The 12,223-nt window shown below is 65.2% G+C and carries 10 protein-coding genes and 2 tRNA genes; 1 reads left to right on the plus strand and 11 read right to left on the minus strand.

Annotated elements, in window-relative coordinates; translation table 11 throughout:
* From hisH to hisS, 8 genes are all read right to left on the minus strand, one after another.
* Positions 1–434: imidazole glycerol phosphate synthase subunit HisH (gene hisH, locus VK519_RS16305; protein WP_324351491.1), on the minus strand; the 434-nt coding region annotated here is incomplete at its 3' end.
* A complete protein-coding gene (gene hisB / locus VK519_RS16310) occupies positions 434–1,498 on the minus strand; it encodes a bifunctional histidinol-phosphatase/imidazoleglycerol-phosphate dehydratase HisB (protein WP_324351493.1) in 1,065 nt (354 codons plus the stop codon). The genes hisB and hisH, both read right to left, overlap by 1 nt.
* Complete coding sequence (hisC, locus tag VK519_RS16315; protein ID WP_324351495.1) at positions 1,495–2,553, minus strand: histidinol-phosphate transaminase; 1,059 nt, start codon at positions 2,551–2,553, stop codon at positions 1,495–1,497. The genes hisB and hisC overlap by 4 nt, the downstream gene beginning before the upstream one ends.
* Positions 2,550–3,860 (minus strand): histidinol dehydrogenase, encoded by a 1,311-nt coding sequence (gene hisD / locus VK519_RS16320; RefSeq protein WP_324351497.1) that lies wholly within the window; start codon positions 3,858–3,860, stop codon positions 2,550–2,552. The genes hisC and hisD overlap by 4 nt, the downstream gene beginning before the upstream one ends.
* Entirely contained in the window at positions 3,857–4,750 is an 894-nt protein-coding gene (gene hisG / locus VK519_RS16325) for an ATP phosphoribosyltransferase (RefSeq protein ID WP_324351499.1), read from the minus strand. Before hisG ends, hisD begins: the two co-directional genes overlap by 4 nt.
* A complete protein-coding gene (locus VK519_RS16330; protein ID WP_324351501.1) occupies positions 4,747–5,070 on the minus strand; it encodes a YerC/YecD family TrpR-related protein in 324 nt (107 codons plus the stop codon). Before VK519_RS16330 ends, hisG begins: the two co-directional genes overlap by 4 nt.
* Before the next feature lie 151 nt (positions 5,071–5,221).
* Positions 5,222–7,117 (minus strand): HAL/PAL/TAL family ammonia-lyase, encoded by a 1,896-nt coding sequence (locus VK519_RS16335; RefSeq protein ID WP_324351503.1) that lies wholly within the window; start codon positions 7,115–7,117, stop codon positions 5,222–5,224.
* Between the two features lie 27 nt (positions 7,118–7,144).
* A complete protein-coding gene (gene hisS / locus VK519_RS16340) occupies positions 7,145–8,527 on the minus strand; it encodes a histidine--tRNA ligase (RefSeq protein ID WP_324351505.1) in 1,383 nt (460 codons plus the stop codon).
* Between the two features lie 157 nt (positions 8,528–8,684).
* On the opposite strand from hisS, the gene VK519_RS16345 reads away from it, so the two are divergent.
* A tRNA-Pro gene (locus VK519_RS16345) sits at positions 8,685–8,761 on the plus strand.
* Between the two features lie 260 nt (positions 8,762–9,021).
* On the opposite strand, the gene VK519_RS16350 is transcribed toward VK519_RS16345, so the two are convergent.
* The 3 genes from VK519_RS16350 to alaS all read right to left on the minus strand — a co-directional run.
* Positions 9,022–9,114, minus strand: a tRNA-Ser gene (locus VK519_RS16350).
* 74 nt (positions 9,115–9,188) lie between these two features.
* Positions 9,189–9,389 (minus strand): carbon storage regulator CsrA, encoded by a 201-nt coding sequence (csrA, locus tag VK519_RS16355; protein WP_324351508.1) that lies wholly within the window; start codon positions 9,387–9,389, stop codon positions 9,189–9,191.
* A 292-nt stretch (positions 9,390–9,681) separates the two neighbouring features.
* Positions 9,682–12,223, minus strand: a 2,542-nt coding sequence (gene alaS / locus VK519_RS16360; protein WP_324351509.1) for an alanine--tRNA ligase, incomplete at its 5' end; no start/stop codon positions are given.

Here is a 12,223-nt window from a genome sequence, read left to right on the forward strand (position 1 = left end):
CTATGCACGAAGTAAGTCCAGGCATCCTCGCCGATGCCACGCAGCAGCGGATGCGATTGCGTCGGCTGCAAGGTCGTCCAGCCCATGTGCGGGATGCGCAATCCCGGCATCGCCAGGAAACGGCGCACCCGGCCCGGCACCACGCCCAGGCACGGGGTGTCACCCTCGTCGGACGACTCGCAAAGCAGTTGCATGCCCAGGCACACGCCCAGCACCGGTTGCGTGAGGCCGCGCAGCACCTCAACCAGGTTGGCCTCGCGCAGCCGCGCCATGCCGGGGGGCGCCGCGCCCACGCCGGGAAGGATCACGTGCGAAGCTCCGCGGATGCGTTCCGGATCGGCCGTGAGTTCCGCCTCGGCCCCAAGGCGCAGCAACGCATAACGCACCGACCCGATGTTGGTGCCGCCGGCATCCACCAGCACCACGTCGGCCATCAGAGCGCTCCCTTGGTGCTGGGCAGGTCCGCGCCTTCGCGTCGCAGTGCCTGGCGCAGGCTCCGCGCCACTACCTTGAAGCAGGCTTCGACCATGTGGTGCGCATTGTCGCCATGCACCGTCAGGTGCAGGTTCGCACCCAGCGTCTCGCACAGCGAGCGGAAGAAGTGCGGTACAAGCTCGGTAGGCACTTCACCGACACGCTCGCGCGGGAAGTTTCCTTCGAAGACGAAATACGGACGGCCGGAGAGGTCGAGCGTGGCACTGGCTGCGCTTTCGTCCATGGGAAGGGTAAAGCCGTAGCGGCCGATGCCCCGCTTGTCGCCCAACGCCTGGCGAAGCGCCTGGCCCAGTGCGAGCGCGCAGTCTTCGATCGTGTGGTGCTCGTCTATATGCGTATCGCCATCGCAGTCGATGGCCAGGGCGAAGCCGCCGTGCTTGCCGATCTGCTCGAGCATGTGGTCGAAGAAGCCCAGCCCCGTGCGCGCATGTGGCTCGGTGGCTCGGTCAAGGTCGACGCTGACGCGGATATTCGTTTCTTTCGTCCGGCGCGTAACGCTCCCCGTGCGTGGCCCATCGAGCAGCGCGTGCGCGACAGCGGGCCAATCCAGCCCATCGTGGCCGATGCGCAGGCCGCGAACGCCTATGTTGGCGGCAAATTGCATGTCGGTTTCGGCGTCGCCGACCATCATCGACTGCATGCGGCTCCAGCCGTCATCAGCCAGGTAACCACGCAGCATGCCGGCGCCTGGCGGGCATGTGGGAGCGCCGTTGGCGGGAAGGCTTTCGTCGATGAATACGTCGCGAAAAACGATACCTTGCGACGCAAGCAAACCCAGCAGAAGCGCCTGCGGACCTTCGAAGCCTTCGCGCGAGAAACCCGGCCCGCCAAGTCCTGGCTGGCTGGATACCATCACCAGGTCGAAGCCGGCGCCGACAAACTGCTGTAATGCGTTGACGACACCGGGAGCCAGCGCCAGCTTCTCGTAGGCATCCACCGGACCCCCGGCAGGCCTGGCGACGATGCAGCCGTCACGGCCGAGGAAGAGGATCTTGCCGCTCATGCCGGCACCGAGATGGTGGCGAGTATCTCCAATACGCGGTCGTTGTCTTGCGGACGGCCGATGGTCAGGCGAAGCGCGTCATGCAGTCCCGTGTAGCGGCGCACGTCGCGCACCACGATGCCGGCGGCCAGCAACGCCGCCTGGCTTGCGCCGGCATCATGCAGGCGCACGGTCAGGAAATTGGCATCGGAGGGCATTACTTCGCGTACCAATGGCAATGTCCGCAATCGCCGGGCCATGCGTTCGCGCTCCTGGCGGACCGTGCCAACGTGCACGAGTGCCTCATCGAAGGCAGGCGATGCCAGGGCCAGCAAGGCGGCATCGGTGCAAGGGGTTGCCAGCGGGTATGGCGCCATGATCCGGCGAAGCAGTCCTACCAGGCTTTCATCGCCTAGCAGGCAGCCGATGCGCGCACCGGCCAGGGCGTAGGCCTTGGACAGGGTGCGCAACACGCAAACATGGTCGTGCTGTTGCGTAAGCGTAGCGGCGCTGCCCTGCCCTGCGAATTCGATATAGGCCTCGTCCACCACCAGCACGGCACGGCCTGCCAACGCCCTCGCCAGACGCTCGATGCTCTCGCGCGGCACAAGGGCGCCCGTAGGATTGTTCGGCGAACAGACGAACACCAGGCGCACGGAGGGAGTCACCGCCGCCAGCAATGCGTCGATGTCGAGTGAGAAATCCGCCGGACGCAACGGCGACTCGACCACCCTCGCACCCTGCACGCGCGCGCACACCGCATACATGCCGAAGGTCGGCGGTGAAATGAGTACCGCGCTTTCGCCCGCCGGGCAAAAGGCACGCACCAGCAGATCAATCGCTTCGTCGCTGCCGCGGCTCACCAGCACCTGGCTCGCGGCAACGCCATACAACTGGGCCAGTCGCTCAACCAGCGCCATGGGCTGCGGTTCGGGATAGCGGTTCAAACCCAGGCCATCGTCCCAGGCCGACTCGTTTGCATTGAGGAACAACTCGCCACCGGCGGCTTCCATGCGCGCGCTGGAATACGGTACCAGTGCACGTACGTCGGGGCGCGCCAGATCCAGTACGCTCATGCGGCCACCTCGCCCAGGGCATCCAGACGCAGCGTTACCGCCAGAGCGTGTGCGTCCAGCCGCTCCGCCGCTGCAAGCGTGACGGCGCAGGGGCCGATGGCGCGCAGGCCCTCGGCGGTGAGTTCCTGGACGGTCACCTGCTTGACGAAGCTGGCCACCGACAAGCCGCTGTAACTGCGGGCATGGCCATAGGTAGGCAGGACATGGTTGCTGCCGCTGCAGTAGTCGCCGATGGATTCAGGTGTCCAGCGACCGAGGAACACCGAGCCTGCACTCTGGACAGAAGCGAGCCAGCGACGTGCGTCTTCTACCTGCAGGATCAGGTGTTCGGGCGCGTAGCGGTTGCTGACCTCGATGGCCTGGTCGATGTCACGCACTTCGATCAACCGGCTGTTGGCAAGCGATGCGCGGGCGATATCACCGCGCGGCAGGAGCAATACCTGGCGGTCTATCTCGCGCGCCACGGTATCGAGCATCCCGGGCGCATCGCTCACCAGCACTACTTGCGAGTCGACCCCGTGCTCGGCCTGGGACAAGAGGTCCGCCGCAACGAATACCGGGTCGGCGTCGCGATCGGCGACCACGAGCACTTCGGAAGGGCCCGCCGGCATGTCCATGGCCGCGCCGGCGGGGTCGGCGGCTACCTGGAGCTTGGCCTCGGTGACCCAGCTGTTACCCGGACCGAACAGCTTGTCACAGCGGGGAACGCTCGCCGTGCCATACGCCATCGCGGCGATTGCCTGGGCGCCGCCGAGCTTGAATACCCGGTGCACGCCGGTCAGGCGCGCTGCATACAGCACGGCATCATCGCAGCGGCCGTTCGCTTGCAAGGGAGTGCATAGCACCACCTGTGCGCATCCAGCCAGCCGCGCCGGGATGCCCAGCATCAGCGCCGTGGACGGCAAAGGCGCGCCGCCGGCAGGCACGTACAGGCCCACGTGACGGATCGGGCGAAGCATCCGCTCAACGCAGACACCGGGCGCGGTTTCCACCGACACGGCCGTCGGCGCGCCCGCCCGGTGGAAACCCTCGATGCGGGCAGCGGCCTCGGCAATCGCCGACTTGAGGGCAGCATCGAGCCTTGCTTCGGCGTCGACGAATTCCTCCTCGCTTACTTCAAGCACAGCAGGCTTGTGGCCGTCCAACCGCTCGGTGAGCTCGCGCAGGGCGTCGTCGCCGCGGCTCCGCACATCGGAAATGATGGCCGCCACCCGGCCCTGCAACCCCGCCGAGCGAGATTGCGCGGGACGGGCCAGGGCCGCTTCGCGGCTAGCGTCGTCGAGGGTGTTCCAGTCCACGCGCTTCATGCCAGCATCTTCTCTACCGGCAGCACCAGCATGTCGCGGGCACCGGCCTTCTTCATTTCTTCCAGTTGCCGCCAGCTCACCGCACCGGCGCACAGCGCCTGCAGCACCACCTGGTCGGGCTCGCCGTCGACCTGGGTGAGCGTCGGCCGTGGCATCCCTGGCAACAAGCGGGTGATGGCGTCCAGGGCATTGCGCGGCGCCTGCATCATCACCAGGCGCGAGTCGCGCACCTGGATCACGCCGTCGAGGCGGCGCAGCATGAGTTCGGCAAGGTCGCCGCGTTCATCGGTGGGAAGCGTGGCGGGGCCGGCGAGCACGGCCTGGCTTTCCATCACCACAGCCACCTCGCGAAGCTGGTTGGCCGTAAGCGTCGCACCACTTGATACCAGGTCGCAGATGGCGTCGGCGGTGCCCAGGCGCGGGGCAATCTCAACGGAACCTGCGAGCATCACTACCTTGGCTTCCACGCCGTTCTCGCGCAGCCATTGGCCGAGCAGGCCAGGATAGGAGGTCGCGATTCGCAAGCCGGCCAGCTGCGAGGAATCGGTGTAGGCGTCTTCCTGGGGCATCGCCACCGACAGCCGGCAGGCGCCGAAACCCAGCGGACGCAGCTCTTCGATTCGCGTTACCGAGGGATCGGCTGTCAGCTGGAACTCACGCAGTACGTTGCGCCCGACGATGCCAAGGTCGCAGACGCCTTCGGCGATCAGGCCCGGAATGTCGTCGTCGCGCACCAGCAGAAGGTCCACCGGCTCGCCCTCGCCGAAACAGAACAGCTTGTCGCGGCTTTGCCGGAATTTCAGCCCGCAACGGGCCAGCAGTTCCTGGGCAGGATCGGTAAGCCGGCCGGACTTCTGCATGGCGATGCGCAAGCGGTCGCGGGGCTTCACGCCGATACCCCGCGCTCGTTGAGCGAACGTGCCGCGGCAGCCATGTAGCCGCCGCTGCCCTGGTTGAGGTAGCGCGCGACGCGGCCGATGGTGGTGATGCTCACGGAGGTTTTCTCGTGGATGCTGCGGTAGGAAAGGCCTTCGAGGAGGTACGGGACCACCCGCCAGCGGTCGACCAGCAGTTCGATTTCCGCCGGGGTGCACAAGTCGTGCAGGAAGGCACGCATGTCGTCGACCTTCCCCAAGGCCACCAGGGCCTCGCAAAGGCTGCGTTCGGCATCGCCAGCCGTGGTCTGGGGATCGAGGGAGCGTCGCTTCATAGTGTATTAACGCGTTAGTACGATAGGACAGATGATGCCATGGCCGCCTCCATCGGGCAAGGCTGTTCAGCCAAGGCGGGAGGCCATGGCGACGCAAGGGGCTTCGGTTGGGGGGTCAGAGTTACAACTCTGACCCCGGGCTGGTGTGGGTTTAAGCCACCAGGACGCCGCTGGCGACGATGTCGCAGATGCGCTTCACATCGCCGTCCATCGCGCGGTCGCGCTGCATGAAGGCGATCTGCCCGCGCAGAGTGTCCAACGCCTCGCGCACGGCAGTACCACCGTGGAAATCCCCTGCCTCAGCAAGCGCTTGCATCAACTGCTTGACCTCACGCTCGAACTGCGGGTAGTGCGGTGAATCCTGTCGCGGGGCACCGTTGATCTTCCCCGCAAGGGCTGCCCAGTCGCCGCTGATGGCAAGTTCGCGTGCCGCGTTGAGCATGTCCTGGCGGTACTGGAGAGCTTGCGCTGCGGTATAGAGTTCCATGGCCAGCACGTGGCCGAGGTCTTCGGTCATCTCAAGCACATGGCGCGCCTCGTTGGCGCCCATGGAGACATGGTCCTCGGCATTGGCGCTGGTGGGTACTGAGTACACCGAGGCCGGATGGGCGCGGGTGGCCAGGTCGTTAACCAGGGCTGCCGCGGTGTACTGCACGATCATGAAGCCTGAATCGGTGGCGTCTTCGTTGCCGATCAGGAAGGCCGGCAGGCCGTCGTTGTTGGCGGGGTCCACGAGCTTGGCCGTGCGGCGTTCGGATATGGATGCCAGTACCGGGATCGCCGCCTTCACGTAGCTCATCGACAAGGCCAGCGGCATGCCATGGAAGTGTCCGGCGGAGATCACCTGGTCCTCGATCACCTGGGCGTTTTCCGCATCGGGGAATACCAGCGGGTTGTCGGTGACGGCGTTCAACTCGATGTCGAAGACACGGCAGGCCTGGTCCCACGCGTCGCGCACCGCGCCATGCACCTGCGGGGCGCAGCGCAGGCAATAGGCATCCTGAGGCTGGTGCTTCTTGCCACCCTTGAACGGCAGGAAACGGCTGTAGAAGGCTTCCTTGCCGTGGCGCTGGCTGGCGGGCACGTAGTCCCAGCTGATATCGAACCGATGAGCCTGGCCTTCGGGCGTGCTCCAGGCATCAGCCAGCCACGGACGGAACTTCGGCACCAGGTGGTAGGCGATGTCGGCAAGGGTGGAGCCGTCGAGCAATTCAAGGAAACGACTGGCCGTGGCCACCTGCCCCGGGTGCGGGCGCAGTGCATGCACTTCCGGTGCGAAAGCGCGGGTGCGTCCGGCAAAGGCGTCCAGCGTCATCGCCGCGGCAAGGTCCGCGGTGTCCATCAGCATCTCCAGGCGATCCAGTGCCAGTACGCCGCAGGCCAGCATCTGCGTGGTGCCGTTGTTGAGCGCCAGGCCTTCCTTGAATGACAGGCGCACCGGTTGCAGGCCGGCGCGGGCGAGCGCCTGGGCACCGGGCATGCGCTCACCCTGGTAGAACGCTTCGCCACCGCCCAGCAACACAATGGCCAGGTGCGACAAGGGAGCAAGGTCACCACTGGCGCCGACTGAGCCCTTCTCCGGGATCACCGGGATGATGTCGCGGTTCAAGAGTTCGGCCAGGGACTCGAGCGTACTGACCCGGATGCCCGAATGCCCGCGCATCAGGGTGTTCACGCGGATGACCAGCATCGCGCGGACGACCTCCGCTGCGAATGGCCGGCCTACGCATACCGCGTGGGTGATGATCAGGTTGTGCTGCAATTCCTCAAGCAGGGTTCCCTCATGGTGCTCAGGGTTGCCGCCAGGCAGCTCGTCGCGCACGCGGTGGGCGCCCAGGAGCTTGTCTGCATTGCTGCCGAAGCCCGTGGTGACGCCGTAGATGGGCTCACCGCAACTCACTTTCTCGGCGAGGAAATCCGCCGTGCGGCGAACCTTCACCAACTGCTCCTGGTCCAGGCGGATGGTCGCACCGTGGCGCGCGACACGCACCACGTCGGCGCGGGTGAGGCTGGCGCCGTCAAGGAGGATGCTCGTGTTGTCGTTCATGCGGTTACCAGGTGCTGGGGCTTTTAATTACTGGTGCAAGCTGATGTCAGCCTGGGCCAGTTCCACGCGCAGGGCTTTGATCAATTCGGTGCGGGCCACTTCGAACTGGTCCTCGCGGCGCAGATCCTTGACCGTGACCACGTTACGGGCAAGCTCGTCCTCGCCAAGCACCAGCACGAAGCGGATGCCGGCGCGGTCGGCATACTTGAACTGCTTGCCAAGCTTGCCGCCCTCCATCACCACTTCGGTGGCGATGCCGGCCTGGCGAAGCTCGGTGGCCAGGGCGATGTAGTGTGGCAAGTCGGCAGCGTCCATCTGCGTCACCAGCACGTCCACGGTGCTCTGCGCGCGTGCGACAAGACCAGCATCGCGCAACTGCCAGAAAAGGCGGGTCAGGCCGATGGAGATGCCCACGCCAGGCAGGTGCGACTTGGTGTACTGGCCGGCAAGGTTCTCGTAACGGCCCCCCGAACACACCGAACCGATATCCGGATGATCGTTGAGCGTGGTCTCGTAGACGGTGCCGGTGTAGTAGTCCAGGCCCCGGGCGATCGACAGGTTCAGCGCGAAGTGGGTATCGGGCACGCCAAAGTCGTGCAGCAGGCCCAGCACTTCCTTCAGTTCCGCCCTGCCCTGCTCGAAGGTTTCACCGCCGCTGCCAAGGGCGTCGAGCTTTGCCTGCGCATCGGCGAGCGAGGTGGAGCGCACCTGGACGAAATCCAGGATGCGGTCGGCAGCTTCATGACTGAGGCCGAAGGCCTCGCCGGTGAGCGTGTCGCGCACGTATTGCGGACCTCGCTTGTCGAGCTTGTCCACTTCGCGCAGCACCAGCATCTGTTTCTCGGCATCGTCGATGCCAAGCCCTTCGAAATAACCGCGCATCAGCTTGCGGTTGTTCATCTGGATGGTGAAGGCACCGACATCAAGCTCGCGGAACACGCTGTAGATCACCGCGGGGATCTCCGCGTCGTAGCGTACCGAAAGCGCGTCCTTGCCGATCACGTCGATGTCGCACTGGTAGAACTCGCGGAAGCGGCCGCGCTGGGCTCGCTCGCCGCGATACACGCGCTGCATCTGGTAACGGCGGAAGGGGAAACTCAAGTCGTGCTCGTGTTCGGCCACGTAGCGGGCCAGCGGCACCGTGAGGTCGAAGCGCAGCGCAAGCTCCGGCCGGTCCTTCTCCTGCGCCAGGGCACCGGTGGACTGCACGAAGTACACCTGGCGCTCGGTCTCACCGCCTGTCTTGGTCAGCAGGATGTCGGAAAACTCGATTACCGGGGTTTCAACGGGCAGGAAACCGAAGCGCTCGTAGTTGCGGCGAATGACGTCGAGCATGCGCTGGAAAGCGATCTGGTCCAGCGGGAGCAGCTCGAGCACGCCGGGCATGGTGCGGGCCTGGGTCAGTGCCATGGAATCCTCGGGAAGAAGGCGGTTTCAAAGGGGCGAAATGCAGCCGCCTAGGTTACCAGATGAGGCCAGGGCCGCCGCGCGACACGCCATGCCCGGGCCCTGCCGCTGGAACTGTTGCCAAGCCCCGGCCAGCCCATTAACATACGCGGCTCGCTGTCGGGGTGTAGCTCAGCCTGGTAGAGCGCTACGTTCGGGACGTAGAAGTCGCAGGTTCGAATCCTGTCTCCCCGACCAAAATAATTCCCGTTGTATGCAGTACCGAAGAAACTGGCCAAGGCCGGTTTTTTGTGCCTTGAATTTGGCCGTGCCAATGGCCGGAAGATCAAGAGCGTTTCGCTCAGCGCTACAGCTGCTGCGTATGAATGCACTGCCGACATGGGGAGGGATGACCGGCCTTCGGCCGTTCGCCTTCGGCGTCGAACGAAGGGTTCGAATCTAGGTCCTCGATCGAAGCCAGACACAAAAAAGCCCCCTTGCGGGGGCATTTTTGTGTCTGGCGGAGAGAGAGGGATTCGAACCCTCGATAAGGCTTTTGACCCTATACTCCCTTAGCAGGGGAGCCCCTTCGGCCTCTCGGGCATCTCTCCGTGAACCTGGGCCTTCGGGTGTTTTGCCCGAAAGAGCCGCCAAGGATACTGGCCTTGGGAGCGTGCGACAAGCCTCAGTGACCCTCGCCGACCTCGCCGTCGGAAGGATCGTTCTCGTTCTTGATGCGCTGGTAAATTTCCTCGCGGTGCACCGCGACATTCTTCGGAGCATTGATGCCAATGCGCACCTGATTGCCCTTCACACCGAGAACGGTGACGGTCACCTCGTCGCCGATCATCAGGGTTTCACCGACCCGGCGGGTCAGAATCAACATGATAGTTACTCCATTTACTCAGGTCATTGGCCAGCCACCGGACGACGACTCACCCCGAGATCGTCGCTCGACGGTTCGACGTACCGCCCGGGCCAGGGACCTTAACCCTGTCCGGCTCAACACACTCGGATAACCAGCGGCCAATCACGACCACTCGACTCGACACCCCCCCACTGCGGCGGCATCGATAGTCGGGTGATACTAACGAGCCGAAGCGGGGTGCGCAACGCGAACAACGTACCAAACCGCAGGCGGTGTACCGCGGGGACGTCGATTCCCGGTTATCTTGCTTTCAGACAACGCGCGTGGCGATCCAGCCGGGCAACTCTGCCAGGGCTTTGGCCAGCGCCGGACCATCCGTGCCACCGCCCTGGGCCATGTCCGGGCGCCCGCCGCCCTTGCCGTCGATCGCCGCCGCCACGTGGGCCACGAGATCCCCGGCCTTGATCCGGCCCAGCGCCGATCCGCCGACACCGGCGACCAGCGAGGCCCGGCCATCGGCCGCACCGGCAAGGACGATCGCGCAGTCGGCAAGCTCCTGCTTCAGGCGGTCCAGTGCATCGCGCAGGGCTTTGGCATCCAGGCCCTCCAGGCGCGCGGCTACCACCTTGATTCCCTTCACGTCCACCGCCGAAGCCGCCAGGTCCGCGGAAGCTGAACCGGCGGCTTTCGCCTTGAACGATTCAAGTTCGCGCTCGAGCTTTTTCTGTCGATCGAAAAGCTGGCGGAGCTTTTCCACCACGTCGTCACCACTGACTGACAACAAGGCCGAAACCTGGGCCAGCCGACGCTCCTCGTCGGCCACGAAGGCCAACGCACCGTCACCGGTCACGGCCTCGATGCGGCGCACACCCGACGCCACGCCGCTTTCGCCGATGATCTTGAACAGGCCGATGTCGCCGGTACGGGTGACATGGGTGCCGCCGCACAGCTCGGTGGAAAATTCCCCCATGCGCAGCACGCGTACTTCGTCGCCGTATTTCTCGCCGAAGAGGGCGATGGCACCGAAGTCGATGGCATCGTCGTAGCCCATGTGGTGTACCTGGGCCTCGGCATTGCCACGCACCGAGGCATTGACCATGGCCTCGACCTGCGCAAGCTCCGCCGGCGTGACGGGCGAGAAGTGCGAGAAATCAAATCGCAGGCGGTCGGGCGCGACCAGCGAGCCCTTTTGCGCCACGTGTTCGCCAAGCACGGTGCGCAGCGCCGCGTGCAACAGGTGGGTGGCCGAGTGGTTCAGCACCGTGGCCCGGCGGCGCTCAGCGTCGACGCTGGCAACCACGATGTCGCCCACGCGCAGCGCCTGGACACCCGCCCAACGGCCGACATGGCCGAAGAACACGCCGCCGAGCTTGCGCGTGTCGGCGACATCGAATTGCCCGTCGCCGGCATTGAGCCTGCCGGTATCGCCCACCTGGCCGCCGGATTCGGCGTAGAACGGCGTGCGGTCCAGCAGCACCGTGGCTTCCCCGCCATGGTCCAGGGCTTCCACGGACTTGCCGCCCTGCACGATGGCAACCACCTTGCAGCCTTCGCGCTCAAGCGCGTCATAGCCTTCGAACACAGTCGGCGCCAGTGCGCTGGCAACCTCCGCCGGCAGTTGGCCCTTCGATTCGAACTGGCTGGATTTGCGGGCCAGGGCGCGTTGCTGTTCCATGGCGGTTTCAAACCCGGCCATGTCCACGGACAAGCCCCGTTCACGGGCGATGTCGGCGGTGAGATCAACCGGGAAGCCGTAGGTGTCGTAAAGCCGGAAGGCATCTTCGCCCGGGATGCTGCCGCGGGCCCTGCCGGCCACCTCGTCGAACAGGCGCATGCCTTTTTCCAGCGTTTCGCCGAATCGCTGTTCCTCGGTGCGTAGCGCTTGTTCCACCAGCGCGCGCCTGGCTGGCAGTTCCGGATAGGCTTCGCCCATTTCCTCCACCAGCGGCGCGACCATCTTCCAAAAGAAATCGCCGCGTACGCCCAGCATCCACCCATGGCGCAGCGCGCGGCGGATGATGCGGCGCAGTACGTAGCCCCGGCCTTCGTTGGACGGCAATACGCCGTCGACGATAAGGAACGAGCAGGCGCGGATGTGGTCGGCAATCACGCGCAGCGACTTGTTGGCAAGGTCGGCGGTGCCGGTGAATTCACCCGCCTTGCGGATCAGGTGCGTGAAAAGGTCGATCTCGTAGTTGGAATGGACATGCTGGAGCACCGCGGCCAGGCGCTCCAGGCCCATGCCGGTATCAACACACGGCGCAGGCAAGGCTGAGAGCGTGCCATCGGGCGCGCGGTCGAACTGCATGAACACCAGGTTCCAGATCTCGATGTAGCGGTCGCCGTCCTCATCAGGCGAGCCCGGGGGGCCACCGGCAACATCCGGACCGTGATCGTAGAAAATCTCCGTGCAAGGACCGCAGGGGCCGGTGTCGGCCATCTGCCAGAAATTATCCGAGGCGTACGGCGCGCCCTTGTTGTCGCCGATGCGCACGATGTGCTCGGCCGGCACGCCGACGGTCTGGTTCCATATCCGGTAGGCCTCCTCGTCGGTGTGGTACACCGTCACCCACAGGCGATCGGCCGGCAGCTTGAAGACGCCGGTGAGCAATTCCCAGGCATAGGCAATGGCGTCGTGCTTGAAGTAGTCGCCGAACGACCAGTTGCCCAGCATCTCGAAGAAGGTGTGGTGGCGCGCGGTGTAACCCACGGCGTCAAGGTCGTTGTGCTTGCCGCCGGCACGCAGGCAGCGCTGGACGTCGGCCGCACGCACGTATCCAGGCTTTTCGCTGCCCAGGAAGACATTCTTGAACGGCACCATGCCTGAGTTGGTGAACAGCAAGGTAGGGTCG

Source organism: Pinirhizobacter sp. (genome assembly GCF_035317885.1).
Lineage (GTDB): Bacteria > Pseudomonadota > Gammaproteobacteria > Xanthomonadales > Rhodanobacteraceae > Pinirhizobacter.

What these genes read in the sequence shown, in the direction of transcription:
- hisB (WP_324351493.1), bottom strand. Translation starts at nt 1,498, where the DNA reads ATGAGCGGCAAGATCCTCTTCCTCGGCCGTGACGGCTGCATCGTCGCC.
- hisC (WP_324351495.1), bottom strand. Translation starts at nt 2,553, where the DNA reads ATGAGCGTACTGGATCTGGCGCGCCCCGACGTACGTGCACTGGTACCG.
- hisD (WP_324351497.1), bottom strand. Translation starts at nt 3,860, where the DNA reads ATGAAGCGCGTGGACTGGAACACCCTCGACGACGCTAGCCGCGAAGCG.
- VK519_RS16330 (WP_324351501.1), bottom strand. Translation starts at nt 5,070, where the DNA reads ATGAAGCGACGCTCCCTCGATCCCCAGACCACGGCTGGCGATGCCGAA.
- VK519_RS16335 (WP_324351503.1), bottom strand. Translation starts at nt 7,117, where the DNA reads ATGAACGACAACACGAGCATCCTCCTTGACGGCGCCAGCCTCACCCGC.
- hisS (WP_324351505.1), bottom strand. Translation starts at nt 8,527, where the DNA reads ATGGCACTGACCCAGGCCCGCACCATGCCCGGCGTGCTCGAGCTGCTC.
- csrA (WP_324351508.1), bottom strand. Translation starts at nt 9,389, where the DNA reads ATGTTGATTCTGACCCGCCGGGTCGGTGAAACCCTGATGATCGGCGAC.